A 25587-nucleotide genomic window follows, 5' to 3' on the forward strand; every position below is an offset into this window, starting at 1 on the left:
TAGTATGTGAGCATACATCAGATGCAAGACCGGCTGGAGCTAGAGCTCGCCGTAGAAATGCCTCTCGAAGACCGCCCGCGCTCGCCGGGTCACGGCCAGGTAGTCCTCTTCGAGGGCCGTGGCCGACCCGGGCGCATACTCGAGAAGCCGGGCCACACCGTCGAGCGCACGACGATCCATCGGCAGGACGTCGGCGGTGCGGTTCGTCCACAGCGTCATCGCCGACCGGGCGCGCGAGGCGAAGATCCAGGCATCGAGGAGCTTCCGGGCGTCAGCAGGGTCGATGTACCCGGCCTCTACTTCGGCCTGCAGGGCATCCAGTGTCGACGTGGTCCGGAATTCCGGATGATCGGCACCATGCTCGAGCTGAAGGAGCTGTACATACCATTCGACGTCGCTCAGCGACCCGCGACCGAGCTTCAGGTGGCGAGCCGGATCAGCGCCCTGCGGCAGCCGTTCCTTCTCGACCCGGGCCTTGATGCGCTTGACCTCGCGCACCGCGGTCTCGGCGATCTGGTGCGGGTAACGGACTTCATCGGCAAGGGCTTCGAAATCGGCAATCAGGGCTGGGTCACCGGCGACACCCCGTGCCCTCAACAGTGCCTGCGCCTCCCAGGTGAGCGACCATCGCGAATAGTACGCACGGTACGAATCGAGCGAACGCACGACGATGCCGTTCTTGCCCTCGGGGCGCAGGTCGTTGTCGAGCTCGAGTGTCAGTCTGTGGTCTTCGGTCAGCCTGACCAGTTCGTTGACGATGAACCGTGCCACCGACTGGGCGGTCTCACCGTCGATCGTCTTCGCTCGATAGACGTACATCACGTCGGTGTCGGAGCCGAAGCCGATCTCTCGGCCGCCGTACCGGCCCATGCCGATGACGGCGAACTCGATCCCATCCCCCGCTGCGGGGGCCGCTGCCTGGCGGATGAGCCCGAGAGTCCCCTCCAGCAGTACCGTCGTGATGTCGGTCAGGCCCTTGGCCAGCTCCTGCACGGTGAGCAGGCCGAGAATCGCTCCGAACGCGAGGCGCAGCACCTCTCGACGCCGCGCATGTCTAAGGGCGGCCGCGGCGGCATCGGGAGTGTCGTGCCGGGCGATGATGGCCGCCGTCTCCCCTGCGAGTACCTCGAAGGGTCGGGGCCGGAGTTCGTGGTCGTTCTCGAGCCACGCGGCCGCCTCCGGTATGCGCTCAAGCAGTTCTCCGGCGAAACGCGAGCCCGAGAGTACCTGCGTGAGGCGTGATGCAGCGCCCGAGGAGTCCCGGAGCATCCGGAGATACCAGTAGGTCTCGCCGAGGGTGTCACTCAGCCGACGGAAGGCGAGCAGCCCGTAGTCGGGATCTGCTCCATTGGCGAACCACTGCAGCATCACCGGCAGAAGGTGACGCTGGATCGCCGCGCGCCGGGAGACACCGGCGGTCATCGCCGCTATGTGAGCCAGGGCGCCCCTCGGGTCCTGGAAACCGATGGCGGCAAGTCGGGCGACGGCCTGTTCGCTGGTGAGGCTGAGTTCGTCAGGTCCGAGAGCGGCGACAGCGGCCAGGAGAGGCCGGTAGAACAGCCGTTCGTGCAACGTACGCACGCGCACCTTGATCTCGCTCCAGAGGGTGAGCAGCGCCGCGGCGCTGGGCGCGAGTTCGGTTGCCCGTGCCAGCACCCGCTGTTCGAACTCGTCGCGGGGCACGAGGTGCGTGCGCCGCAGATCACGCAGTTGCAGGCGGTGCTCCATCAGACGCAGCACGCGGTAGTCCTGCGAGAACTCCTGCGCTTCGATACGCCCGATGTACCCCTGGTCTGCGAGTGCCACGAGAGCTGGCAGAGTCGCGCTCTGACGCACCATCGGGTCGTTCTGGCCATGAACCAGCTGCAGCAATTGCACAGTGAACTCGATGTCGCGGAGCCCGCCGGGACCGAGTTTCAGCTGGTATTCGACCTCGTCATCGGGGATGTGCTCTGTGACACGCTGGCGCATGACCTGCACCGAACCCACGAACCCGTCACGTGAAGCGCTGTTCCAGACCTTGGGCCTCACGGCATCGACATACCTGCCACCGAGTTCGAGGTCGCCAGCCAACGGCCTGGCCTTCAGGAGTGCCTGGAATTCCCAGCTCTTTGCCCAGCGGTCGTAGTACGCGAGATGCGACTCCAGCGACCTGACGAGAGCCCCGGCCTTGCCCTCCGGCCGCAGGTTGGGGTCGACCTCCCACAGCGCCGGTTCCAGCCCGGTCTCCATGATTCCGTGCATGGTCATCATGGCCAGGGCGGTTGCGATGTCGATGGCCCGCGACGTGCTGAGCCCCGCCTCCTCGTCACCCTCGCCCACGAAGATGACGTCGACGTCGCTGACGTAGTTGAGTTCCTGCGCCCCGGCCTTGCCCATCCCGATGATCGAAAGCCTGGTCGCAGCCACCTCGTCTCGCGGGAACAGCCAGCGGCTTTCGCCCTTGATGGATGCCCGGGCACGGGCTGCGGCGAGCGAGGCGTCGAGCGCGGCCGATGCCAGGTCGGCGAGCGTGTCGGCGATGGCGTCGACTCCGCGCACCGGGTCTGGCTGTTCGAGGTCGAACGCCGTGACCTGCGCAAGGATTCGTCGGTAGCGCACGCGCAGCCGGGTGTAGGCGACGCCACCGGAAACTGCTGCGAAACCGTCGATCGCGCCGACCGAGTCGAGGAGCTCCGCCTCGAGTTCCGGTAGTCCGGGTAGCACAGAGAGATGGCTTTCCAGGCAATCCAGCTCTTCGGGGTGCCGAAGAAAGAAGTCGCCGAAGCCACGGGAGACCCCAATCACCCTCAACAGGCGTGTGCGGCTCTGTTCGCTCTCCAGGAGCAGCCTGGTCGGTGCCTCGGCCAGACGCAGAAGCTTCACCAGTGTGGACAACGCCTGGTCGGGGTCGGCGGTGAGCCGGAGCGATCCCAGCAGATCGCCGAGCCCCACAGCCCCCAGCTCCGTGGCGACCTCGAGGTCGGCCGGAGCCTGCGAGAGCTGGGAGAACCCGACGCGGGCGAGATCGGTGAGTGTGGTCTGAACCCTCGCCATGGTGGGATTGCGGCGCTCTTAGAGGATTTCCAGGTTGCTCTGCAACTCGAATGGGGTGACCTGGTCGCGGTACGAAGCCCACTCCTGGCGTTTGTTCAGCAGCACGTAGTTGAAGACGTGCTCACCCAGAGTCTCGGCGACGAGTTCTGAGTTCTCCATTTCGGAGATCGCCTGGTCGAGGCTCGCCGGCAGTGAACTGTAGCCGAGGGCGCGTCGCTCAGCATCGCTCAGTGCCCAGACGTTGTCTTCGGCTTCCGGTGGCAGCTCATAGCCCTCTTCGATGCCCTTGAGCCCCGCGGCCAGCAGCAGCGAATAGGCGAGATACGGGTTCGCGGCCGAGTCGATGGCCCGGTATTCGATGCGCGAACTCTGGCCCTTGTTCGGCTTGTACAACGGCACGCGCACCAGAGCGGAGCGGTTGTTGTGGCCCCAGCAGACGAAACTCGGGGCTTCTCCCCCGCCCCACAGGCGCTTGTACGAGTTGACGAACTGGTTCGTCACCGCTGTGATCTCCGGTGCGTGCTTCAGCAGCCCTGCGATGAACTGGCGCCCGACCTTCGAGAGCTGGTACTCGGCACCGGCTTCGAAGAACGCGTTGGAGTCGCCTTCGAAGAGCGAGAGGTGGGTGTGCATTCCTGAACCGGGGTGTCCCGAAAGCGGCTTGGGCATGAACGTGGCGTACACGCCCTGCTCGATCGCCACCTCTTTGATCACCGTGCGGAACGTCATGATGTTGTCGGCCGTGGTGAGAGCATCGGCGTAGCGCAGGTCGATCTCGTTCTGGCCGGGGCCGGCTTCGTGGTGCGAGAACTCCACCGAGATGCCGAGGTCTTCGAGCATCCGCACCGATCGACGCCGGAAGTCGTGAGCCGTTCCGCCCGGCACGTTGTCGAAGTACCCTGCCTTGTCGACGGGCTCGGGGCCGTTCGGGCCGACTTCGCTCGACTTGAGCAGGTAGAACTCGATCTCGGGGTGCGTGTAGAACGAGAAGCCGCGCTCGCCCGCTTTGGCGAGGGTTCGCTTGAGCACATTACGCGGGTCGGCGACAGCGGGCTGGCCGTCTGGCGTGGTGATGTCGCAGAACATGCGGGCGGTGGGGTCGACCTCACCGCGCCACGGCAGAATCTGGAAGGTGGTGGGGTCAGGATGCGCGAGCACGTCGGCCTCGAAAGACCGGGTGAGGCCTTCGATCGCCGAGCCGTCGAATCCCAGCCCTTCTGCGAACGCACCCTCCACCTCGGCGGGAGCGATGGCCACCGACTTGAGGGTGCCGATCACGTCAGTGAACCAGAGCCGAACGAACTTCACGCCACGTTCCTCAATGGTTCGAAGAACGAAGTCACGTTGCTTATCCATCGACAATTCGATCCTCTTTCCGGCACGGAGTTCTGCCGCTATTAGGCTAGTGGCTATGCCGAGACTTCGCTTAGCGTTGGCCCAAACCAACCCCATTGTCGGTGACCTCCGAGGCAATTCGCTCGAGATCATCGCCGCCGTTCGCCGGGCCAGAGACGCTGGGGCCGACCTGGTCGCCTTCGGCGAGATGGCCCTCTCGGGCTACCCGATCGAAGACCTCGCCTCGCGTCCGTCGTTCCTTGCCGCGTGCCGCGGGCGCATCGCCACGCTTGCGGCAGAGCTCGACGAGGCAGGGCTCGGTGACGTGGTGGTCGTGGTCGGGCATCCTGACGGGCCGTTCGAACCGCGGCGCTTCACGACCAGCAATGCGCCCACCGCGATCGCCCAGAACGTGGCGAGCGTGCTTCAGAATGGCGCTGTTCAGGCGCGATACGCGAAGCACCACCTGCCGAACTACTCGGTCTTCGACGAGTACCGCATCTTCATCCCGGGCGACGACCTGCTGGTGCTGCGGCTGCGCGGAGTCGATGTTGCCCTCATCATCTGCGAAGACCTCTGGCAAGACGGCGGGCCAGTCAACCGCGTCGCTTCGGCCGATGCCGGAGTTCTGCTCGTGATCAATGCCTCACCCTACGAGCGCGACAAGAACGAGGTGCGGCTCCCCCTCGTGACCCGGCGTGCGGTCGAGAACGACACCATCGTCGCCTACGTCAACATCGTCGGCGGCCAGGATGATCTGCTCTTCGATGGCGACAGCGTCGTCGTCGACCGTTCAGGCACGATCATCGCCCGCGCGCCGCAGTTCGCGCCCCACCTGCTCGTGGTCGACGTCGACGCAGAGGCCGCGAGCAACGTGGAGTTACCCGCGAATGTCGTTCGGGTGGAACTCGCCCTCCCGGCAACCGGTTCGCTTTCCGCTTCCCAGACGCCGGTCTCCGGCGACATAGCCGTCGTGCCCGACGAGCTGGAGCAGATCTGGAACGCCCTCGTGCTCGGGCTCGGCGACTACGTGCGCAAGAACGGCTTCCGTTCGGTCATCCTGGGTCTCTCCGGCGGCATCGACTCCTCGGTCTGTGCGATCATGGCCGCTGACGCCATCGGTTCCCACAACGTGTACGGCGTCTCGATGCCGAGCCAGTGGTCCTCTGATCACTCGCGATCCGACGCCGACGACCTCGCCGAACGGATCGGGCTCCACTACGAGACGCAGGCGATCGCCGAGCTGGTCGCCCCCATCGAGACGCAGCTGTCGCTCGACGGCGTGGCGGCAGAGAACCTGCAGGCGCGCATCCGGGGCATCATTCTGATGGGTCTCTCGAACCAGCTCGGGCACCTGGTGCTCACCACGGGCAACAAGAGCGAACTGGCCGTCGGCTACTCGACGATCTACGGTGACTCGGTGGGGGGTTTTGCTCCACTGAAGGATGTGCCGAAGATGCTGGTGTGGGAGCTCTCGCGGTGGCGGAATGCTTTCGCGGCCCGTCGCGGCGAGACACCACCCATCCCCGAGAACTCCATCAGCAAACCGCCGTCGGCCGAGCTCCGACCAGACCAGACCGACCAGGATTCGCTGCCGGAGTACGACGTTCTCGACGCCCTGCTCGAGGACTACATCAACGGTGGTTTCGGCCGGTCAGAGCTGGTCGACCGTGGTTTCGACGCAGAGACCGTCGACCGGATCGTCGGGCTCGTCGACCACTCGGAGTGGAAGAGGCGCCAGAGCGCGATCGGCACGAAGATCTCGCGCACCGCATTCGGGCGCGACCGACGCCTGCCGATCACGTATCGCCCGTCTGACGTCTGACCGGGGCCGACCCAACAGTCGCGGTCATTAGACTGGAACGATGATGGAGCAGTCCCCTCGCAAGCGCGTTCGCACGCGACACTTTCAGACCGCGAAGGAGAATGGAACACCGATCGTCGGCCTCACCAGCTATGACCAGCTGTCAGCGGCCATCTTCGACGCTGCTGACATCGACTTCCTCTTGGTCGGCGATTCAGCCGGAAACAACGTCTTCGGCTACGAGACCACGCTCCCCGTGACCGTCGACGACCTCATCCCACTGACACGAGCAGTCGCCGGTGCAGTGTCGCGGGCGCTCGTGGTCGCAGATATGCCGTTCGGTTCATATGAAGGCGGCCCTGATGATGCGCTTCACACGGCCGTGCGTTTCATGAAGGAATCGCATGCCCACGCGGTCAAGCTCGAGGGCGGCGTTCGGAGTGCCGCGCAGATCCGGCGAATCGTCGATGCGGGTATTCCCGTGATGGGGCACGTCGGCTTCACCCCGCAGAGTGAACACGGGCTGGGTGGGCACATCATCCAGGGCAGGGGCGAAGGCGCTGAAGCCCTGCTCGCCGACGCTCATGCGGTCGAAGACGCGGGTGCATTCGCCGTCGTTCTCGAAATGGTGCCGAGTGCGGTCGCGGCGCGGGTCACCGCAGAGCTCCGCATTCCGACGATCAGCGTGGGCGCAGGGCCGCACACCGACGGGCAGCTGCTGGTGTGGACAGACTTCGCTGGATTCTCGCAGGGTCGAACTCCGAAGTTCGTCAAGCAGTACGCGAATCTCACGAAGGTGTTGACCGACGCCGTCACTGCGTACCGGGCCGATGTCGTCTCCGGTGCGTACCCTGCACCCGAACACGAGTACGAGGAGTAGAACAGTGGCAAGAACCATCCTCGGTTCAGTGGCAACAAGACGCACGGTGGCTCACGCCCGCGTGCTGATCACTGGAGCGGCAAGTGGCATGGGCCTGCTCTACGCGGAGCGAGCTGTCGCCGAAGGCGCGCGCGACGTGATCCTCTGGGACCGCAACGGCGAGAAGCTCGAATCGATCGCCGCGAGGCTCAACACCGAACCGGGCCGCAGCCGCGTACACACCTACAGGGTCGACATCGGTGAGCCGACGAGCATCGCCGAGAACGCCGAACGCGTGCTTGCGGAGGTCGGCGTGCCCGACGTTCTCATCAACAATGCCGGCATCGTTCGCGGCAAGTACTTCTGGGAGCACGACATCGACTCCGACATCATCGAGACGATGCGCATCAACGCGCTGGGCCCGATGCTCGTGACACGCGCTTTCCTGCCCCGGATGATCGCGGGCAACCGGGCCGTACGCATCGTCAACATCGCCTCTGCCGCCGGCATGATCTCGAACCCGAGGATGAGCGTGTACGCCTCCTCGAAGTGGGCGGTCATCGGCTGGAGCGACTCCCTACGACTCGAACTGTCGCAACAGGGCCACCGTCACATGACTGTGACCACGGTCGCCCCCAGTTACATCTCGACCGGAATGTTCGCCGGCGCGCGTGGCCCGGTGCTCACCCCGATCATGACCCCGGAGTTCGTCGTCGACCGCGTCTGGACGTCGATGCTCGCCGGAAAGCCCCTGCTGTTGATGCCGTGGAGTGTTCACATCGCCAAGGTCACGAAGGGCCTGCTGCCGACCGCGATCTGGGACCAGATGGCCGACCGCGTGTTCCACCTCTATACGACAATGGAGAAGTTCACCGGCCGGTAATCGGTGCCAGGATCGCTGACAACACCCGTCTAGTCGTTGGCGGCGTCTTCTTCTGCCCACTTGGCGCTGTTGGCTCGCAGCGTCTCGAGGGCGTGCTCGGCCTCGACCTTGGTCGGGAACGGCCCCACACGCTCGGGGGCTGGGGAGACGTAACCGAACTCCACCTCACCGGTCGTGATGTTGTACCAGTACTGCTGCGACGGGTCGGCTGACATGTGTTCTCCCAGGGTGCACGACGGCCAGACCGGCATTCGTCGCCGGAGGGGCCTCAACTACGATAGAGCCTATGCCCAAAGACTCCTCCGGCCACCTCACGCCAGGGAGAGTCTCTCCCCTTCGCAGCGTTCCCTCGACGATCGAGCGCCCCGAGTACGTCGGCCGCCGTGAACCCGACGAGGGTGGCAAGAGCGACATCTACTCCCCCGAACGCATCGCCGACATCCGCGAGTCGTCGCGAATTGCTGCAGAGGCGCTCGAGTGGGTCGGCCAGCACGTCGCGCCGGGCGTGACGACGGATGAACTGGATGCCCTCGGCCACGATTTTCTGATCGCGAACGATGCCTACCCCTCCACCCTCGGCTACCGCGGTTACCCGAAATCGCTCTGCACCTCGGTGAACGAGGTCATCTGCCACGGCATCCCCGACTCCACTGTTCTGGACGACGGCGACATCGTCAACATCGACATCACGGCCTACAAGAACGGCGTGCACGGCGACACGAACGCCACGTTCTTCGCCGGTGAGCCGAGCGACGAGGTGCGCATGCTGGTCGAACGCACCCGTGAGGCGATGAACCGGGGAATCAAGGCCGTCGCCCCCGGTCGCCAGGTCAACGTGATCGGCCGGGCGATCGAGTCCTACGCCAAGCGGTTCGGGTACGGCGTCGTTCGCGACTACACCGGGCACGGCGTGGGCGAGCAGTTCCACTCCGGCCTGATCATTCCCCACTACGACACCGATCGTTTCACCGACGTGATGGAGGTGGGAATGGTGTTCACCATCGAGCCCATGCTCACTCTCGGTTCGCAGTCCTGGGAACTCTGGAGCGACGACTGGACGGTTCTGACGCGCGACAAGTCCGTCACCGCCCAGTTCGAGCACACCCTGGTCGTCACCGAACGGGGCGCCGAAGTCCTGACACTGCCGTGATGGTGGAGTCACCCAGCGGCGCTACCACAGGCGAAGCCGCGCCGCTATGGTTCAGCCGGTCATCCGGCCACGTGTCGCCCGAAGGCACCTTCGACCTGCAGAATAGACTCGCATGCGTCTCACAGGCGAGATACGAACGACAAGGGAGCACAGAAAGATGACCGACGATTCGGCAGCACACATCGCCATCGGGATCGACATCGGGGGCACCGGTATCAAGGGCGCGATCGTGAACACGTCGACCGGCGAACTCCTCAGTGACCGCATCAAACTCGACACTCCAGAGGGCGGCAAGCCCAAAGACATCGTCGAAACGGTCGAGAAGATCCTGAAGAGCCTCACGGCTGCTCCCGCCGACGCTCCCATCGGGGTCTGTTTCCCGGCGGTCGTGCAGAACGGTCGCACGATGTCTGCGGCGAACGTCTCGAAGAAGTGGATCGGCCTCGAAGCCGAGAAGCTGTTCGAGACCTCTCTGAAGCGCGACATCACCTTCGTGAACGATGCCGACGCGGCCGGGTACGCCGAGGTGCGTTTCGGCGCTGCGAAAGGCAAGAACGGCCTCATCATCATGACGACCCTCGGAACAGGGATCGGCACGGCGATCATCTACAACGGCGTGCTCATTCCGAACGCCGAGCTTGGTCACATCCAGATCGACGGCGTCGACTACGAGACGAAGGCCTCGTACGCGGCGAAGGAGCGCGACGACCTCAACTGGGTGCAGTGGGCCGCGCGCCTGCAGACCTACTACGCCGAACTCGAGAAGCTGCTCTGGCCCGACCTCTTCATCGTGGGTGGTGGCGTCTCGAAGAGCTACGAGGAGTTCCTGCCGAAGATCTCGATCAACACCGCGATGGTGCCCGCAACGCTCCGCAACAACGCGGGAATCCTCGGCGCAGCGACGCTGGCACTCGAGCCGAAGGTGCTCGCCGGCGTCAACACCAACGCTGGTTGAGTAGGCCCGACGGGCCGCATCGAAACCCCGACGCAGGCGTCGGTTGCTCCGAATATGATGGCGGTCATGGTCGTCGAACGTGAGGCTCTCTTCTGCAGCGATGCACGCGAGTGGGCGCGCTGGCTGACGGAGAACTCCGGCACGTCCGACGGCGTTCGGCTTGCCTTGGCGAAGAAGGGCGGCACGATCCCCGGCGTCGGGTACTCCGAAGCCCTCGACATCGCACTGTGCTTCGGCTGGATCGACGGCGGCAAGGCGAAGCTCGATGAGAATCACTTCCTGCAGAACTTCGGGCCGCGGAGGGCGAGGAGTATCTGGTCGCGAATCAACCGCGACAGGGCCCTCGCTCTGATCGAGGCTGGCCGCATGCAGCCCGCGGGGCTCCGGGAGATCGAGCGAGCCCGCGCCGACGGCCGCTGGGAGGCGGCCTATGAGGGCTCGAAGACCATCGAGGTGCCTGACGACCTCAGAACGGCGCTCGACGCGAACCCTGCTGTAGCGGAATTCTTCGCACGCCTGAACAGCGTCAACCGCTACGCGATCCTCTTTCGCATCGGCAACGTCAAACGCCCGGAGACCCGCGCCCGCAAGATCGGCGAGTACGTCGACATGCTCGCCCGCGGCGAGACCATCTACCCGCAGAAGACCTGACCACCCGGCGTTACCGGGGCCTTCGCGGCGCCGGTCGGTCCGGGCATCCAGAACTTCACTTCTGAATTTCAGCGTCGGCGTCTGCAGGTGGAACGAATGGGCCGGCTGCTACGCCGGGTTCTGTCTTGGGCCCCTGCGAAAAACGCACGAACCCATGGACGGCCATCTATCTACGACGTACGTTGCCGCACGCCTCCAGCGGTCTACCCGAAGACACGACGAGCAGCCGTATCGCCTTCTGTCTGACCTTGCTCCGGGCGAGGTTTACCTAGCCAGCCATGTCACCATGGCAGCTGGTGGTCTCTTACACCACCGTTTCACCCTTACCACCGGCTCCCGAAGGAGCCAGGGCGGTCTGTTTTCTGTGGCACTGTTCTCTCGGGTTGCCCCGGGTGGGTGTTACCCACCGCCCTGCTCTGCGGAGCCCGGACGTTCCTCGGTGACTGCCGCACCTGTCGCAGAACGACGGATGCTCGAGCCAACGCGACCGTCTTGCCGACCCATTCGCGTGCCCCAGCCTACCCCGTGTGCCAGTTCGGGAGGAGCACAGCCCGGGTGGCCCCAGCCAGCCAGATGCGCGTGTGGCTGCATCTCCTCCGGAAGTGCAGCGCCGTGTTAGGGATCGTGCGGCCGGCGTTAGGAAGCCGTTAGGAACGGTCATCCGGATGCCCGGCGGGTGTGTGATCGATCAGTGGTCATCACCACGCCTGCCCGGTCGCGCAGAAAGTCGCCGACCGTGCAGCCCGTTTGAGCCTTGGGAGCATTCCGTGCTTGATATCGCCTACCTACTCGGCATCGTGGTCTTGTTCGGCCTCGTGGCCCTGATCGCGCGAGGGGTGCAGAAACTGTGATCGTCTTCGGCATCATCAGCGTCGTTCTCGGCGTCGCGGCGGTTCTCTACTGCGTGTACGCCCTCGTCAAGCCAGAGAGGTTCTGATGGGTGACGTCTGGCTCACTGTCGCCCAGCTGGGCACGCTCATCATCGCCCTGGGGCTGGCCTATCGGCCGCTGGGCGACTACATGGCCCACACCTACACCTCGGGCAAAGACCTGCGGGTCGAGCGCGGGCTGTACAAGCTCATCGGAGTCGACTCGACTTCAGATCAGACCTGGCCGAGGTACCTGAAGAGCGTTCTGCTCTTCTCGGTGATCGGCGTCGTCTTCCTCTATGCGATCCAACGGCTGCAGGAGTTCCTGCCCTGGGCGCTGGGCCTGCCTGCCGTCGAACAGTCGCTCTCGTGGAACACGGCCATCTCCTTCGTCACCAACACCAACTGGCAGTCGTACTCCCCCGAAGCGACCATGGGGTACACCGTGCAGCTCATCGGGTTGACGGTGCAGAACTTCGTCTCTGCGGCGCTCGGCATTGCTGTCGCCATCGCCCTCGTGCGCGGGTTCGCCCGCAAGAACTCGACGACGATCGGCAACTTCTGGGTCGACCTCACTCGAGGCATCCTGCGGATCCTGCTGCCTCTCGCGTTTGTCACCGCGATCGTTCTCATCATCGGCGGGGTCATTCAGAACGTCAACGGCTTCCAGGACGTGACGACTCTCACCGGCGGTACCCAGACCTTGCCTGGAGGCCCTGTGGCTTCGCAGGAGGCCATCAAGGAGCTCGGCACCAACGGTGGCGGGTTCTTCAACGCCAACTCCGCGCACCCGTTCGAAGACCCCACGGCCTGGACCAGTCTTCTCCAGATCTTCCTGCTGTTGGTCATCCCCTTCTCCTTGCCTCGCACCTTCGGAAAGATGGTGGGCGACAACCGCCAGGGTTACGCCATCCTCGGCGCCATGGCGACGATCTGGGTGGCGTCGTCTGCCCTCATGGTCTGGGCGGAATCATCGCTCGCGGGCACAGCAACGGCGGCTGCGGGCGGAGCTATGGAAGGCAAGGAGGAGCGCTTCGGAACCGTCTTGTCGTCGATCTTCGCGACCTCGACCACGCTCACCTCGACCGGTGCCGTCAACAGTATGCATGACAGCTTCACCGGGCTCGGCGGTGGCCTAGCCATCGTCAACATGATGCTCGGCGAGGTGGCCCCGGGCGGAACGGGCTCCGGGCTCTACGGGATTCTGGTGATCGCGATCATCGCGGTCTTCGTCGCCGGGCTGATGGTCGGCCGAACTCCTGAGTACCTGGGCAAGAAGATCGGCACGCGGGAGATCAAGCTCGCCAGCCTCTACATCCTTGCTACGCCGGCGTTGGTACTGATCGGTACGAGCCTCAGCTTCGCCATTCCTGCGGTTCGGGACTCGGTGACAGGCACCTCGATGGCCAACACCGGGCTGCACGGCTTCTCCGAGGTGCTCTACGCCTTCACCTCTGCGGCGAACAACAACGGCTCGGCCTTCGCCGGCCTGACCGCGAACACGCCGTGGTTCAACACGGCGCTCGGGGCCGCCATGCTCCTCGGCCGGTACATCCCGATCGTGCTGGTACTCGCTCTCGCTGGTTCCCTCGCTGCTCAGGGCAAGGTGCCCGCAACCGCGGGAACCCTCCCGACGCATCGACCCCAGTTCGTCGTCCTCACGATCGGCACGCTGCTGCTCGTCTCCGCTCTCACCTACTTCCCCGTTCTAGCGCTAGGTCCCCTAGCGGAAGGGCTGCAATAACCATGTCGACAGACACCGCAGCACGCGCCACGGCTCCCCAGGAGCCATCGACCACTCACGCCACACGATCGGCTCCCTTCGGCCCACGCCAGCTGCTTGACGCACTGCCGGGTGCACTGAAGAAGCTCGACCCACGACTCATGTACAAGAACCCGGTCATGTTCATCGTCGAGATCGGTGCACTCCTCACGACGGTGCTGGCCATCTCGCAGCCGTTCCTGAGTGCCGATTCCACGGCCTCCGCTTCGCCCACGTCCCTGCTCTTCGCGTGGTCGATCGCGATCTGGCTCTGGATCACGGGGATCTTCGCGAACCTCGCTGAATCGGTTGCAGAGGGCCGAGGCAAGGCGCAGGCGAGCAGCCTGCGGGCGACCCGAACCAGTACCCTCGCCAATCGCGTCGAGTACAACCCGGTGAGCGACCCGAGCGCTGAGCACGCGCCTGTCACTCAGATCGCCTCTGCCGACCTGACGCTGGGTGACACGATCGTGGTCACCGCCGGTGAACTCATCCCCGGCGACGGCGACATCGTCTGGGGCATCGCCTCCGTCGACGAGTCGGCCATCACCGGCGAGTCCGCTCCGGTCGTCCGTGAATCCGGCGGAGACCGCAGCGCAGTGACTGGTGGCACACGCGTGCTCTCCGACCGCATCGTCGTCACCATCACCAGCAAACCCGGCGACACGTTCGTCGACAGGATGATCAGGCTGGTCGAGGGCGCATCGAGACAGAAGACTCCGAATGAGCTGGCCCTCAGCATCCTGCTCTCGAGCCTGACCATCGTGTTCCTCCTGGTCGTGCTCACCATCAACCCGATCGCCGACTACTCCAACGCCGCCCAGTCCCTCATCGTGCTCGTCGCCCTGCTGGTGTGCCTGATCCCCACCACCATCGGGGCCCTGCTCTCTGCCATCGGAATCGCCGGCATGGACAGACTGGTGCAGCACAACGTGCTCGCCATGTCGGGTCGTGCCGTCGAGGCTGCGGGAGACGTGACCACCCTGCTGCTCGACAAGACCGGAACCATCACCTATGGCAACCGGCAGGCCGCCGAGTTCCGCCCCGTCACCGGAGTCACGGTGTCGAGGCTGGCCGCGGCCGCTAGTGCCTCGTCGCTCAGCGACCCGACTCCCGAAGGCAAGTCGGTGCTCGATCTCACCCGCGCGCTCGGGCTGCCTGTACCTGAGGCGAGCGACGGCGTTGCGGTTCCGTTCACCGCACAGACCCGGATGAGCGGGGTCGACTATGACAACGGCACCCAGGTGCGCAAGGGTGCCGGTTCCATGGTCGCCGCCTGGGTTGCCGAGGGTGCTCCCCAGAACCCTGCGCTGGTCGCCGAGCTCGACCAGATCGTCACCGACATCGCCCAGGCGGGCGGAACCCCGCTGGTCGTTGCCGAGAAGTCGGCCTCGGGTCAGGCCCAGGTACTCGGTGTCATCTACCTGAAGGACATCGTGAAAGCCGGCCTTGCTGCCCGCTTCGCCGACCTGCGCCGCATGGGCATCCGCACGGTGATGATCACCGGCGACAACCCGCTCACCGCGAAGGCCATCGCCGAGGAGGCGGGCGTCGACGACTTTCTCGCCGAAGCAACGCCCGAAGACAAGATGGAGCTCATCAAACGCGAACAGGAGGGTGGAAACCTGGTCGCGATGACCGGAGACGGCACCAACGATGCCCCCGCCCTGGCCCAGGCCGACGTCGGCGTCGCGATGAACACCGGAACTTCGGCTGCGAAGGAGGCCGGCAACATGGTCGACCTCGACTCCGACCCGACCAAGCTGATCGACATCGTGAGCATCGGCAAGCAGCTGCTGATCACGAGGGGCTCGCTCACAACGTTCTCGATCGCGAACGATGTGGCGAAGTACTTCGCCATCATCCCGGCCATGTTCACGGTCGCGTTCCCGTCGCTCGCGGTGCTGAACGTGATGCAGCTCTCGTCACCTGCTTCGGCGATCCTCTCGGCGATCATCTTCAACGCCCTGGTGATCGTCGCGCTGATACCGCTTGCGCTGCGTGGAGTGAAGTACCGTGCCGCATCGGCCTCGAGCATCCTGAACCGCAACCTACTGATCTACGGGCTGGGCGGCATCATCGCGCCGTTCATCGGTATCAAGATCATCGATCTGCTCATCAGTCTGATTCCGGGGCTCTCCTGATGAACGCCCACGACGAGACATCCACCGCACCACAGCCAGAATCGAGAAAGCTCTCATGAGCAAACGAAACGCAACACTGAGGCAGTACTGGGTCGGAATCAGGCTCTTCCTGATCATGACCGTCGCACTCGGCATCGTCTACCCGCTGGTGGTCACCGGGGTCGGCCAGCTCATCGCCCCGGCGCAGGCCAACGGCTCGCTGATCTCTGTGAACGGCAGCGTCGTCGGGTCGAGCCTGATCGGGCAGAGCTTCACTGATTCCGACGGTGTCGCACTGCCGCAGTGGTTCCAGTCGCGGCCCTCTGCCGCCGGCAACGGCTACGACGGCAGCGCCTCAAGCGGCTCGAACCTCGGGCCGAACAGCGACAAGCTGGTGCAGGCCATCGCAGACCGGAAGGCAGCCATCGCTGCAAGCGACGGTGTCGACCCCGCTTCGATTCCGGTAGACGCGCTGACCGCCTCCGCGTCGGGTCTCGATCCACACATCAGCCCGGAGTACGCTCGTGAACAGGTGGCGCGGGTCGCCGCGGCCAGAGATCTTCCCGAAGCTGAGGTGTCGAAACTTGTCGAATCGTTCGTCCAGGGTGCCGATCTCGGGTACGTCGGTGAGCCGACCGTCAACGTGCTGCAACTCAACATTGCCCTGAACGCTCTGAAGTAGAGGCACGATGTTCATCGTCACGCGCGTTCCCAGGCGCGCTCATCACAGTTAGGGCTGGATTCGTGGGCAGAGGCTTACTGCACGTCTACCTCGGCGCAGCACCAGGGGTCGGCAAGACCTTCACCATGCTCGAAGAGGGGCGCCGCCTGCGCGATCAGGGACTCGACGTGGTGGTCGGCATCGTCGAGACCCACGGGCGGGCGGGCACAGCGAAGCTCGTCGAGGGGCTCGAAGTCCTCCCACGCAGGCGGGTCGATCATCGCTCTGTCGCTCTCGACGAGTTCGACGTCGAAGGACTCATCGCGCGAGCTCCACAGTGGGCCTTGATCGACGAGCTCGCCCACACCAACGCGCCTGGCTCACTCAACCCCAAACGCTGGCTCGATGTCGGGATGCTGCTCGACGCCGGCATCAACGTGATGTCGACCGTCAACATCCAGCACATCGACAGCCTGCACGATGTCGTCGAGAAGATCACCGGCATCGCCCAGAAGGAGACCATCCCCGACTCGATCCTTCGTGCGGCCGACCAGATCGAACTCGTCGACCTCGCACCGGAGGCCTTGCGTGCCCGGCTCTCCGGCGGGTTCGTCTACCCGGCCGGTACGATCGATGCCGCGCTCTCGAACTACTTCCGGCTCGGCAACCTCACGGCTCTTCGAGAACTCGCGCTGCTCTGGCTGGCCGACGAGGTGGATGTTGCACTCAAGGCGTATCGCAGCGAACACGGCATCGGGCAGAAGTGGGAGGCACGCGAACGGGTCGTCGTCGCGTTGCCGGGCGGGCCGGAGGGCGAGACGCTCGTTCGTCGGGGTGCCCGTATCGCCGCGCGTTCGAGCGGAGGCGAGTTGCTCGCGGTGCACGTGAGCGGCGCAGACGGCCTCGCCGCAGCAGACCCCGGCTCCCTGGCCACCCAGCGCACGCTGGTGGAGCAACTGGGCGGCGAGTACCACCATGTGGTCGGTGATGACACCCCGACGGCCCTGGTCGACTTCGCGAGAGGTGCCAACGCCACTCAACTCGTCATCGGGGTCAGCCGCCGCTCGAGGCTTACGGCACTGCTGACCGGTGCGGGAATCGGGGCCACGGTCATCCGCGAGTCGGGCGACATCGACGTGCACATCGTGACCCATGCTGCTGCAGGCAGCCTCGCTCTGCCACGGCTGGGCGGGGCCCTGACCATCAGGCGGCAGCTCATGGGTGGCGCGGTTGCGCTGCTCGGGTTGCCGCTTCTCACTCTCGGCCTGTCGGCCATTCGCAGCGACGAGACCATCACGAGCGATGTGTTGCTCTACCAGCTGCTGATCGTGATCGTCGCACTCGTCGGCGGCCTGCGACCCGCCGTTCCCACCGCCGTGCTCGCTGGCCTCCTGCTGGACTTCTTCTTCGTGGCACCGCTGTACACCGTGACCATCAACGACCCACGCCATCTTCTCGCCCTCGTGATCTTTCTCGTGGTCGCTGTGCTCGTCAGCGTGGTGGTGGACTCCTCGGCCAGGCGATCCCGGGCGGCCAGGCGCAGCGCCTCCGAGGCGGAGACCCTCGCGACCGTCGCCGGTAGCGTACTCCGGGGCCAGGATGCCCTGCAGGCACTCATCGACCGTTTGCGAGAGGTCTTCTCCCTCGATTCGGTGCTGCTCGAATCCGACGGCGAGGTGCTCTACGAAGCGGCGAGCTCCGGAGTGCCGGAGCAACCGCAGAGAAGGGGTGCGGCAGAACCGCTCACCACCACGGCAGTATTCGATCTCTCGGAGTCGGCGCGGCTCGTTCTCGCCGGTCGCGTACTGGAGGCCTCCGACCGCCGCATTCTCGCCGCGTTTCTCTCACAGATCGAGTCCGCGCTTGTCCAACGCAGACTGACCGCCGAAGCCGAAAGCATCAAACCTCTCGAGCAGGCCGACCGCATGCGCACGGCACTGCTCGCCGCGGTGGGCCACGACCTCCGCACACCGCTCTCGTCGGCGACCGCAGCCGTCTCGAGCCTGCGCAGCAGAGAGGTGCAATGGAGCGCCGACGACCGCGACGACCTCCTACGCACGGCAGAAGAGTCCTTGCTGACCCTGGCCGACCTGGTGAGCAACCTTCTCGACGTCAGCAGACTGCAGGCTGGCGTGCTCGCTGTGGCGAGTTCTGAGGTGGGATTGGATGAGATTGTGCCGCTCGCTCTCGACGAGCTCCACGTGGTCGCCGGTGCCGTCGTCGTGAACGTCTCCCCCCAGCTGCCGCCGGTCATCTGCGACCCGGCCCTGCTGCAGCGGGTTCTGGTGAATCTGCTCTCGAACGCCCTGCGGTACGCTCCTGCAGGCCAGCCACCCATCCTCTCGGGCAGCGCCTTCGCCGACACCGTTGAGCTCCGGGTGATCGACCAGGGGCCAGGTATCCCCGACGAACGGCTCACGGATGCCTTCCAGCCGTTCCAGAGACTGGGTGACACCGACAACACCAGCGGCGTGGGACTGGGACTTGCTCTCTCCCGGGGCTTCGTCGAGGCGATGGGGGGAACGCTCGAAGCCGAGGTCACCCCTGGTGGCGGGCTGACCATGGTCGTCTCCCTCCGCCCCGGCCGGCACGCCCCCCTGCACCCCATGGAGGTGGCGGCGTCATGAGGGTGCTGATCGTCGATGACGACGCGCAGATCCTTCGCGCCCTGCGCATCAACCTGTCGGCCCGCGGGTACGACGTCGACCTCGCCTCGACAGGCGAAGCCGCGCTGAAGAGGGCTGCCGAGCATCCGCCCGAGCTCGTCGTGCTCGATCTGGGCCTGCCAGGACTCAGCGGGATCGAGGTGATCGAGGGTATCCGCGGCTGGAGTGCCGTACCGATTCTCGTGGTGAGCGGGCGCAGCGATTCTGCAGACAAGGTCGACGCCCTCGACGCCGGAGCTGACGACTACGTGACCAAACCGTTCGCCGTCGATGAGCTGCTCGCCCGCATCCGTGCACTGACCAGGCGCACGGTCGCGGGCGTCGACGAGCCCATCGTCAGGTTCGGTGACATCGTGGTCGACCTCGCCGCCCACGAGGTGAGGCACGAGGCGAGGAATGGCGCGGCCGATGCCCGGGGCAACACAACCCAGAACGACACTGCTCGAGGCGCAGAGGTCTCAGCGGCGCCCGAAGTCGTGAAACTCACTCCCACCGAGTGGCACATTCTCGAGGTGCTGGTTCGCAACCCGCGCCGGCTCGTCACCAAGCATCACCTGCTCACCACTGTGTGGGGCGCAGCCTACAGCTCCGAAGACGGGTACCTGCGGCTCTACCTTGCCCAGCTGCGAAAGAAGCTCGAGCCCGACCCGTCGAGGCCGCGCTACTTCATCACCGAGCCGGGTCTCGGGTACCGGTTCAACCCCGACCCGGCGCTACGGGACTGATTCCGGCCGCGTTGCTAGAGCCCGGATTCCTCGGTGCGCACCAGGATGCAGCTGCTGTCGGGATCGATCACGACGTCGTCGGGTGCCGCGGCACGGATCTTCGCCAGGTCGGATTCGTGCAGCTTGACGTTGCTCCCCATCGAGACGCCCCGTGTGAGCAGCGCCGCGCCGATTCCGTACCGTTCGCGCTGGCGGTTGTAGAGAGCCAGCAACTCGTCGCCGACTCCCCCGGCGATCAGGTCGCGGTTCAGCTGCACGCCGGCGAGCTCGGAGGTGATCGCGGCCAGATCGGCGTCGCGCGATGCCTGCAGTTCGTCGCGCTCTGTAGCCAGGCCTGCCATCTCCTCGACGATCACGGCAAGGCGGCCATTGATCTCGTCCATGCGCTCCATGACGGCGAGTTCGATGTCTTCGAGGTCGGACTGCCGCTTCTCCAGGGAGGCGATCTCGTGTTCGAGACCCTGGATGTCTTTTGTCGACGAGCTGGATTCGAGTCGCGATCGGTCCCGGGCCAGCCGGGCTGCCACGACCTCCACATCGGATTCCACCCGGGAGATCTCCAGCTGGGCGTCTTCGAGCTCGCCATTCGTGCCGGCGAGCCGGTGTGACACGGTACCGATCTGGGCGGCGAGTTCGTCGAGCCGTTTCTGCTGCGGAAGCGTCTTCGCCCGGTGACCCAGTTGAGCGATCCGGCTGTCTGCGGCCTGGAGGTCGAGCAGCGTTCGCTGCTCGGAGACGGGAGCTTTCATGGGTTCAATCCTTCAGTGAGCGGTGTTGAGGTGCAAGGTGTGGCCGTCGGTTCGTGTGGCCGGTGGTTCGTGGCCAGGGGGACTTCTTGCCAGGGCTAGGTGTTGCCGGTCACTGGGTGACGACGAAGTCCCAGGGGTCGGTTCGCACATCGCTCACTGTCACGACGACTCCCGGCAGGGCAGCCCGGAGTTGCTCAGCGGCGACTTCGAGCCACAGCCACTCGCTCGCCCAGTGCGAGACATCGATGAGCGCGGGCCCGCCACCCACGGCGGCCTGTTCGCGGGCTTCGGAGACGGGGTGGTGGCGCAGGTCGGAGGTGATGTACACGTCGGCCGCCTGCACCTCGGGAGTCGACAGCAGCGAATCGCCGGCCCCGCCGCAGAGCGCGACCCTCGAGACCACGGTGTCGTACGCACCGGCGACGCGCACGCCGGTCGCGGTTGCGGGCAGGATCTCTGCGAGTTCCAGTGCGAGTCGCCCGAGGGTGACCGGCTGGGCGAGATCACCGGAGCGACCGAGCCCCGTGCCAGGCACAGTTCCGGCCACGAGGGGAACAGCATCCATGAGCCCCAGTCGCTCGGCGATCACCGCCGACACCCCGTTCTCAACGATGTCTGCATTCGTGTGGGCCGCCACCAGTGCACAGTTGCCCCGAACGAGACGGGCGAGCATGGCGCCCTTGTACGTGGTCTCGGCGATCGTGGTCACCCCGTGGAAGAGCAGCGGGTGGTGAACCAGCAACAGACCGGCACCGACAGCCACGGCCTCGTCGACCGTTTCGGCTACGGCATCGACGGCGAGATGGATGCTCGTGACCTCGGCCTCCGGCGAACCCGACACGAGACCCGGCGAATCCCACGGCTCGGCGTGCTCGATGGGCCAGAGACCCTCAATGACAGCGTTGACGTCGCGAACGGTATATGACACAGCCCCAGCCTAGAGTGTGCCGATCATCGCTTTGTGGAAACGGTCACTGTGAACTTCGCATTCTGCCCCAGCACGGACGTCGGCCCAACGAGGCGTCGCAGATCTGCCTGGTAGGCGAGGTGCGAATTGAAGACGGTGAACAGCTGGCCGCCCGACACGAGTACCCGGGCCGCATCGCGAAAGAGCGACAGGGCGACGCCGGTGTGAACCGTGCTTCCGACGTGGAACGGAGGGTTGCACAGCACCGCGTCGGCGCTCGCATCGGGCTGGGATGCGAGCCCGTCGTCGCGCACGACAGAAACGCGATCGGCGAGACCGTTGGCTGCCATCGTGGCTCTCGCGGATTCGACGGCGGCCTGCGACTGGTCGGTCGCCAGCACCTGCACGTCTGGCCGCTGTTTCGCGATGGCGGAGGCGAGGATGCCGGTTCCGCACCCCAGATCGATCACGGCGTGGGCTGAGGGCGAGACCTGCCCGAGAAAATCGAGCAGGAAACGCGTGCCGATATCGAGGGAGGTGCCGGCGAAGGCCCCGGGGTACGCGGCCACGGTCAACCCGAGGTCGGCGTGGAGTTCGCGCTTCGGGTACGGGCGATCATCCGGTGCTGTTTTGGGTTGCGACGCCACCAGCACGCGTGACTTCTGGCGCGCCCTCGTCGCTGACACTGTGCTGAATGAGGCGCCGAGCACATCGTTCATCGCACGCGTGATGTGCTTGATTCGGCCGCCGGCGTAGACGGTAACTGTGGAGTCGGCGAATCGGGCGATGAGGTCGGCCAGCTCGTCGAGTTCTGCGAGGCTTCGCGGCAGTTGCATCAGCACGACTTTCGCCCCTGCCAGCAACTCCTCCCCCAGAGGCAGGCTGCGGTAGGTGGTCTCGAGACCAGCGGCCTCTGCATTGTTCGCCAGTGCCCGCTCGCCCGTCAGCCGGTCCTGCTGGGCGCGGATGCCCGTGGCGCCGTATCGCGCAGCGACCCCCAGGGTCAGCGCGCCATACCGGTCCCCGATCACGACGATCTCGTTGCCGCTCACTTCGCTGAGCAGCTCATCGGCCTCGTCGAGGATCAGCCTGTCGCTCGCGTCGAAGGCGAACAGGTTTGCGGCTTCGACGTCGGGCCACCGCCTGAGGTCTTCCAGTGAAAAAGTCATAAGCTCCTTGCTCATACTCGGCGATTATCAGCCGTGGGCTGATATCCAGAGCAGTCCACCGATGGCGACCGCGATCGACCAGCTGACGAGGCTGCCGACCAGGAAATACTCGGCTTTCGATCCCGACGGGCCGTCTCTGGAGATTTCGGGGAAACGCACAATGCCCTTTGCCGCAATCAGTGCCGCGACGATCGGATACATGCCGGCGAGGGCCAGCGTCACGATCAACAGGCGCTCAAGCGGGCCGATCAGCCGGCCTCCGCGCAGATCGGCTGCAGATAGGTCGATGTCGTCAGGTCCAGCAGCCGATGGGGCCCGGTTCACGGGTCCCAGGGATACTGCAGGCGGAGTTCGATGCAGGCTCGCCCGCACAACGACATTGCCGCTCTCAGTGAGAAAGACGGCAGCGGAGAAACCGAGCACGACGGTGGTCAGTGAGGCCTGTCTGAGCGCATCGACCGGAGCATCTGCGTGCCACTGCACCAGAAATCCTGACGCGGACTGGCCCGTTGTATCGATCGCGAGAAGAAGAAGGAGTGCTACTCCAAGCCCAGCCACCGGCCAGAGACCAGAGGGCGGCTTCACATGCTCCAGTGTCGTCGTGGTCAGAAGCCACGCGCCGGCGATCACGAGCGGGGCTACGAGTGCCCACCACGGCGTGCCGAGCCCCGTCACAGCGAGCAGAACGATGACAAGCCACACGAGGGGAATCGCGACGCGGGCGACTTCGAACCGGCGGCCGGAGCGGGCGAGGTCTGCCGTTCCGACCAGGAGCAGCAATACGGCGGCGAGCATCAGGCGACTCCCGCGGTGAACAGCTCCAGTGACGAAACCAGCGATGCTCCCCCAGACCGCCGGAGCGACTGAGAGACGGCAGACTGTGAGATGTGTTCTGAGGCAGCGAGCTCGGCCTGTGACTGCCCCCGGAACGTGCCGAGGGTGATGCGCCGTGCCCTGTCGCTCATGCCGCCGACGACGTGGTCGCGCACGAGCAGGTGCGCGTTGACCACAGCCTCAGGGTACTTGGCGTCGTCGCTTCGATACCAGCTGCGCAGACTCGGAGTCCGGGCGTCTTCCCGAACGTGAGCCTCGTTGATCGCTTCCCGCGCCAACCACCACCCCGGCCCGTCCTGCAGGGGCCCGGTGGCACCGCTTCCCACAGACCACAGGTCGCCGCTGGCCATACCGAACCGGCAGTCGATTCCCGCTGGCAGCGCCAGGCGTGCGAGCAGAGTCGCTTCGAGCGCTGCTGGCACAGATTCGTACACGGCTTGAAACTCGTCGCCGACAGTGGCCTCGAGCGGCTGCACAGGGATCACGAGAGAGTTGACGAGGGCGAACGCGGTCTCGATCTGGACCTGCGCCGATCTGCGCTCAGCAATCTGCCGCGACTTCACGAGGTCGATCACCACGGCTACCTGCAGATGAGAAGACATATGCATAAGCATAACTCTTATATTTCCCGAATATAAGTCCATTACTGATGATGAATCGTCATCGCGCCAAGACTCTCGCCATGAAACGGTTAATGAGCCAATCTCAAGTCATGCAAATCTCGATAGGAATTCGCGACCGACACCGGTTGTCTGGGCCACGGTCGCTCATCACATTAATTGCCCTTGCGGGTTGCGTCGTGGCCATCGGCGCATCGATCGTCGTGCCAACTACGGGCGCACATGCGCTAGCTGTAGAGTGCGACGAGGGATTGCGCTCGTATTTGAACGGCGACGAAGGCATGAAGTCGGGCTACTCGTGCATCGGTGGCCCCGGCTCGTGGTCAGTGGGGGTGGGGCACGGCAGGGGAGGTACTGGAGCCCCTCTGGCCGGGGGTGCTGCAGGCACCACCGGAGGATGCCTCTTCAGCATGCCCGCTCCTCCAGTCGATGCAGTCGCTGAACGGGGAGCTATTCATTGGGATTCTCATCTAGAACCAGCATTCGGCCCGAGCGGCGAGGCCTTGGACGGCACGATCACCGTCTATAGGGCGGCCGCCGGTCACTCGGTCGGAGCACTTGCGCTCTATCACCCGGTTGGTAAGCCAGGGGCTACTTCCGCGTTCTACGTGGACCTCGGTGCGGGCTGGACATCCATGGCATGGCAATGGGATTGCAAGAACAACACCTGGTCGACGCCGATCCCCATCACAGTCGACGAGGACTTCAGAGGCGCCGCCGGCCCGTCTTTGCCACCGTTGGCCACCAAGGCCGCTGCCACTGCGACAGTCTCTCCCGTCCCCTTCCAAACCAACAAGTTCTTCCTTCGGCTGACCGTCACGAATGGCAACACATTTGCCACGTCGGTGAATATGTTCCTGGAGACCCGAGAACTTTCCGTGTCGAGTGTCATCTCGGCTCCCAGCGACGTGACGTGTGACGTGCCAGATTCTCTGGTGGAATCGTGCACCTTTCCGATGCTTGCAGCAGGACAGACTCGAGACGTCGTCCTTCTGGTGCAAGCTACACCCACGTATTCGTCTACAGCCTCGATGAATATCAGCACCTTCGCTGCCGGATTCGTCAAAGTCGACGCACTGAACAAGTTGGTCTTGGGCGCACCCCGAACCACGAATGTCCAGGTGTCCGTGACACCCCTGCCGCCCATCGGCTGACGCTAACTCGAGCGAACGCACAAATGGCATCCCCGTCAAATCGGGGATGCCATTTTGCGATATCAGAGTGGGCCCTACCGGGATCGAACCGATGACATCCACGGTGTAAACGTGGCGCTCTACCAGCTGAGCTAAAGGCCCCGGTGATGCAAATCTACTGCACCCGAAACCCTACACGCCTGCGGGCTCGAGTTCTTCAAGCGCCGCACGGTAGGCCTCGATCGAGCGGGCTTCGCCTGGAGCCGTGATGAAGCTCGCGCGAATGATGCCCTTGGTGTCGATCACGAACGTCGCCCGGTTGGAGAAACCCTTCTCCTCGAGGAACACGCCGTACTCCTTGGCAACATCGCCGTGCGGCCAGAAGTCGGCGAGCAGGGTGAAGTCGAACCCCTTCTGGTCACTCCAGGCACGGAGCGTCGACTTCGAGTCGACAGAGATGCCGATGAGCTCGACGCTGTTGTCACGGAACATCGCGATGTTGTCTTCGAGGGCGCAGAGCTCCCCGGTGCACACGCCAGAGAATGCCAGCGGGTAGAAGACGAGCACGACCGGTTTGACGCCTCGGAACTGGCTCAGCCTGACCTTCTCGCCGTATTGGTTCGACAGCTCGAAATCGGGAGCCCACGTGTCGTTCTCGAGTGCCATTGAGGCGATCCTTCCGGTGACAGGTACCTT

At 64.9% G+C, this 25587-nt stretch carries 22 protein-coding genes, 1 tRNA gene and 1 other RNA gene; 13 read left to right on the forward strand and 11 right to left on the reverse strand.

The window, feature by feature from the left end; translation table 11 throughout:
• Positions 1–39: 39 nt before the first annotated feature.
• Positions 40–3036, reverse strand: a complete 2997-nt coding sequence (locus KPL76_RS11990; protein WP_216333746.1) for a bifunctional [glutamine synthetase] adenylyltransferase/[glutamine synthetase]-adenylyl-L-tyrosine phosphorylase — start codon at positions 3034–3036, stop codon at positions 40–42.
• A gap of 18 nt (positions 3037–3054) precedes the next feature.
• Positions 3055–4392: a glutamine synthetase family protein gene (locus tag KPL76_RS11995; RefSeq protein WP_216333747.1), complete on the reverse strand. Its 1338-nt coding sequence runs from the start codon at positions 4390–4392 to the stop codon at positions 3055–3057.
• A 55-nt stretch (positions 4393–4447) separates the two neighbouring features.
• On the opposite strand from KPL76_RS11995, the gene KPL76_RS12000 reads away from it, so the two are divergent.
• From KPL76_RS12000 to KPL76_RS12010, 3 genes are read left to right on the forward strand one after another with little or no spacing between them, the layout of a single operon-like run.
• Entirely contained in the window at positions 4448–6196 is a 1749-nt protein-coding gene (locus KPL76_RS12000) for an NAD+ synthase (protein ID WP_216333748.1), read from the forward strand.
• 40 nt (positions 6197–6236) lie between these two features.
• Positions 6237–7055, forward strand: coding sequence for a 3-methyl-2-oxobutanoate hydroxymethyltransferase (gene panB, locus KPL76_RS12005; RefSeq protein WP_216333749.1), 819 nt, complete (start codon positions 6237–6239; stop codon positions 7053–7055).
• Between the two features lie 4 nt (positions 7056–7059).
• Positions 7060–7917 carry an SDR family NAD(P)-dependent oxidoreductase gene (locus KPL76_RS12010; RefSeq protein WP_253202025.1) on the forward strand — a complete coding sequence of 286 codons (858 nt, stop codon included), beginning with the start codon at positions 7060–7062 and terminating at the stop codon, positions 7915–7917.
• Between the two features lie 29 nt (positions 7918–7946).
• Here KPL76_RS12010 and KPL76_RS12015 read toward each other — a convergent pair whose 3' ends face one another.
• Complete coding sequence (locus KPL76_RS12015; protein ID WP_205108520.1) at positions 7947–8132, reverse strand: SPOR domain-containing protein; 186 nt, start codon at positions 8130–8132, stop codon at positions 7947–7949.
• Positions 8133–8203: 71 nt separating this feature from the next.
• Between KPL76_RS12015 and map the strand changes: the two genes are divergently transcribed.
• The 3 genes from map (at position 8204) to KPL76_RS12030 (ending at position 10673) form a co-directional block, all read left to right on the forward strand.
• Positions 8204–9067 carry a type I methionyl aminopeptidase gene (map, locus tag KPL76_RS12020; RefSeq protein ID WP_216333751.1) on the forward strand — a complete coding sequence of 288 codons (864 nt, stop codon included), beginning with the start codon at positions 8204–8206 and terminating at the stop codon, positions 9065–9067.
• Between the two features lie 157 nt (positions 9068–9224).
• A complete protein-coding gene (gene ppgK / locus KPL76_RS12025) occupies positions 9225–10022 on the forward strand; it encodes a polyphosphate--glucose phosphotransferase (RefSeq protein ID WP_216333752.1) in 798 nt (265 codons plus the stop codon).
• 66 nt (positions 10023–10088) lie between these two features.
• A complete protein-coding gene (locus tag KPL76_RS12030) occupies positions 10089–10673 on the forward strand; it encodes a YdeI family protein (RefSeq protein WP_216333753.1) in 585 nt (194 codons plus the stop codon).
• 93 nt (positions 10674–10766) lie between these two features.
• Here the strand turns inward: KPL76_RS12030 and rnpB are convergent.
• Positions 10767–11176, reverse strand: an RNA gene (gene rnpB / locus KPL76_RS12035) — RNase P RNA component class A.
• Positions 11177–11520: 344 nt separating this feature from the next.
• Between rnpB and KPL76_RS12040 the strand changes: the two genes are divergently transcribed.
• The 6 genes from KPL76_RS12040 (at position 11521) to KPL76_RS12065 (ending at position 19479) form a co-directional block, all read left to right on the forward strand.
• On the forward strand, positions 11521–11610 hold the full coding sequence (locus KPL76_RS12040) for a potassium-transporting ATPase subunit F (RefSeq protein ID WP_216333754.1): 90 nt from the start codon (positions 11521–11523) through the stop codon (positions 11608–11610).
• On the forward strand, positions 11610–13286 hold the full coding sequence (gene kdpA, locus KPL76_RS12045; protein ID WP_216333755.1) for a potassium-transporting ATPase subunit KdpA: 1677 nt from the start codon (positions 11610–11612) through the stop codon (positions 13284–13286). The genes KPL76_RS12040 and kdpA overlap by 1 nt, the downstream gene beginning before the upstream one ends.
• Before the next feature lie 2 nt (positions 13287–13288).
• The gene (kdpB, locus tag KPL76_RS12050; protein ID WP_216333756.1) at positions 13289–15448 is read left to right on the forward strand and encodes a potassium-transporting ATPase subunit KdpB; all 2160 of its coding nucleotides are present in this window, start codon (positions 13289–13291) and stop codon (positions 15446–15448) included.
• 55 nt (positions 15449–15503) lie between these two features.
• On the forward strand, positions 15504–16109 hold the full coding sequence (kdpC, locus tag KPL76_RS12055; RefSeq protein ID WP_216333757.1) for a potassium-transporting ATPase subunit KdpC: 606 nt from the start codon (positions 15504–15506) through the stop codon (positions 16107–16109).
• A 62-nt stretch (positions 16110–16171) separates the two neighbouring features.
• Positions 16172–18715 carry a DUF4118 domain-containing protein gene (locus tag KPL76_RS12060; RefSeq protein ID WP_216333758.1) on the forward strand — a complete coding sequence of 848 codons (2544 nt, stop codon included), beginning with the start codon at positions 16172–16174 and terminating at the stop codon, positions 18713–18715.
• The gene (locus tag KPL76_RS12065) at positions 18712–19479 is read left to right on the forward strand and encodes a response regulator (RefSeq protein WP_216333759.1); all 768 of its coding nucleotides are present in this window, start codon (positions 18712–18714) and stop codon (positions 19477–19479) included. The genes KPL76_RS12060 and KPL76_RS12065 overlap by 4 nt, the downstream gene beginning before the upstream one ends.
• 14 nt (positions 19480–19493) lie before the next feature.
• Here KPL76_RS12065 and KPL76_RS12070 read toward each other — a convergent pair whose 3' ends face one another.
• From KPL76_RS12070 to KPL76_RS12090, 5 genes are all read right to left on the reverse strand, one after another.
• Positions 19494–20228 carry a zinc ribbon domain-containing protein gene (locus KPL76_RS12070; protein ID WP_216333760.1) on the reverse strand — a complete coding sequence of 245 codons (735 nt, stop codon included), beginning with the start codon at positions 20226–20228 and terminating at the stop codon, positions 19494–19496.
• A 109-nt stretch (positions 20229–20337) separates the two neighbouring features.
• Positions 20338–21156 (reverse strand): Nif3-like dinuclear metal center hexameric protein, encoded by an 819-nt coding sequence (locus KPL76_RS12075; RefSeq protein WP_216333761.1) that lies wholly within the window; start codon positions 21154–21156, stop codon positions 20338–20340.
• A 23-nt stretch (positions 21157–21179) separates the two neighbouring features.
• A complete protein-coding gene (locus KPL76_RS12080; RefSeq protein WP_216333762.1) occupies positions 21180–22304 on the reverse strand; it encodes a class I SAM-dependent methyltransferase in 1125 nt (374 codons plus the stop codon).
• Between the two features lie 27 nt (positions 22305–22331).
• Positions 22332–23099 carry a hypothetical protein gene (locus KPL76_RS12085; RefSeq protein WP_216333763.1) on the reverse strand — a complete coding sequence of 256 codons (768 nt, stop codon included), beginning with the start codon at positions 23097–23099 and terminating at the stop codon, positions 22332–22334.
• Positions 23099–23740, reverse strand: coding sequence for a SatD family protein (locus tag KPL76_RS12090; protein ID WP_216333764.1), 642 nt, complete (start codon positions 23738–23740; stop codon positions 23099–23101). The genes KPL76_RS12085 and KPL76_RS12090 overlap by 1 nt, the downstream gene beginning before the upstream one ends.
• A gap of 428 nt (positions 23741–24168) precedes the next feature.
• Here KPL76_RS12090 and KPL76_RS12095 point away from each other — a divergent pair, with 428 nt between their 5' ends.
• A complete protein-coding gene (locus tag KPL76_RS12095; RefSeq protein ID WP_216333765.1) occupies positions 24169–24912 on the forward strand; it encodes a hypothetical protein in 744 nt (247 codons plus the stop codon).
• A gap of 68 nt (positions 24913–24980) precedes the next feature.
• Here the strand turns inward: KPL76_RS12095 and KPL76_RS12100 are convergent.
• Both KPL76_RS12100 and KPL76_RS12105 read right to left on the reverse strand, forming a co-directional pair.
• Positions 24981–25053: transfer RNA gene (locus KPL76_RS12100), tRNA-Val, on the reverse strand.
• Positions 25054–25083: 30 nt separating this feature from the next.
• A complete protein-coding gene (locus KPL76_RS12105; protein WP_205108490.1) occupies positions 25084–25557 on the reverse strand; it encodes a peroxiredoxin in 474 nt (157 codons plus the stop codon).
• Positions 25558–25587: the final 30 nt, after the last annotated feature.

This window comes from Subtercola sp. PAMC28395, from assembly GCF_018889995.1.
Classification (GTDB): Bacteria; Actinomycetota; Actinomycetes; order Actinomycetales; family Microbacteriaceae; genus Subtercola.

Excerpts from the sequence above, each read along its gene's own strand:
- KPL76_RS11990 (WP_216333746.1), bottom strand. The coding sequence starts at position 3,036 with ATGGCGAGGGTTCAGACCACACTCACCGATCTCGCCCGCGTCGGGTTC.
- KPL76_RS11995 (WP_216333747.1), bottom strand. The coding sequence starts at position 4,392 with ATGGATAAGCAACGTGACTTCGTTCTTCGAACCATTGAGGAACGTGGC.
- KPL76_RS12000 (WP_216333748.1), top strand. The coding sequence starts at position 4,448 with ATGCCGAGACTTCGCTTAGCGTTGGCCCAAACCAACCCCATTGTCGGT.
- panB (WP_216333749.1), top strand. The coding sequence starts at position 6,237 with ATGATGGAGCAGTCCCCTCGCAAGCGCGTTCGCACGCGACACTTTCAG.
- KPL76_RS12015 (WP_205108520.1), bottom strand. The coding sequence starts at position 8,132 with ATGTCAGCCGACCCGTCGCAGCAGTACTGGTACAACATCACGACCGGT.
- map (WP_216333751.1), top strand. The coding sequence starts at position 8,204 with ATGCCCAAAGACTCCTCCGGCCACCTCACGCCAGGGAGAGTCTCTCCC.
- ppgK (WP_216333752.1), top strand. The coding sequence starts at position 9,225 with ATGACCGACGATTCGGCAGCACACATCGCCATCGGGATCGACATCGGG.
- KPL76_RS12030 (WP_216333753.1), top strand. The coding sequence starts at position 10,089 with ATGGTCGTCGAACGTGAGGCTCTCTTCTGCAGCGATGCACGCGAGTGG.
- kdpA (WP_216333755.1), top strand. The coding sequence starts at position 11,610 with ATGGGTGACGTCTGGCTCACTGTCGCCCAGCTGGGCACGCTCATCATC.
- kdpB (WP_216333756.1), top strand. The coding sequence starts at position 13,289 with ATGTCGACAGACACCGCAGCACGCGCCACGGCTCCCCAGGAGCCATCG.
- kdpC (WP_216333757.1), top strand. The coding sequence starts at position 15,504 with ATGAGCAAACGAAACGCAACACTGAGGCAGTACTGGGTCGGAATCAGG.
- KPL76_RS12065 (WP_216333759.1), top strand. The coding sequence starts at position 18,712 with ATGAGGGTGCTGATCGTCGATGACGACGCGCAGATCCTTCGCGCCCTG.
- KPL76_RS12070 (WP_216333760.1), bottom strand. The coding sequence starts at position 20,228 with ATGAAAGCTCCCGTCTCCGAGCAGCGAACGCTGCTCGACCTCCAGGCC.
- KPL76_RS12080 (WP_216333762.1), bottom strand. The coding sequence starts at position 22,304 with ATGACTTTTTCACTGGAAGACCTCAGGCGGTGGCCCGACGTCGAAGCC.
- KPL76_RS12085 (WP_216333763.1), bottom strand. The coding sequence starts at position 23,099 with ATGCTCGCCGCCGTATTGCTGCTCCTGGTCGGAACGGCAGACCTCGCC.
- KPL76_RS12090 (WP_216333764.1), bottom strand. The coding sequence starts at position 23,740 with ATGTCTTCTCATCTGCAGGTAGCCGTGGTGATCGACCTCGTGAAGTCG.
- KPL76_RS12095 (WP_216333765.1), top strand. The coding sequence starts at position 24,169 with ATGCCCGCTCCTCCAGTCGATGCAGTCGCTGAACGGGGAGCTATTCAT.
- KPL76_RS12105 (WP_205108490.1), bottom strand. The coding sequence starts at position 25,557 with ATGGCACTCGAGAACGACACGTGGGCTCCCGATTTCGAGCTGTCGAAC.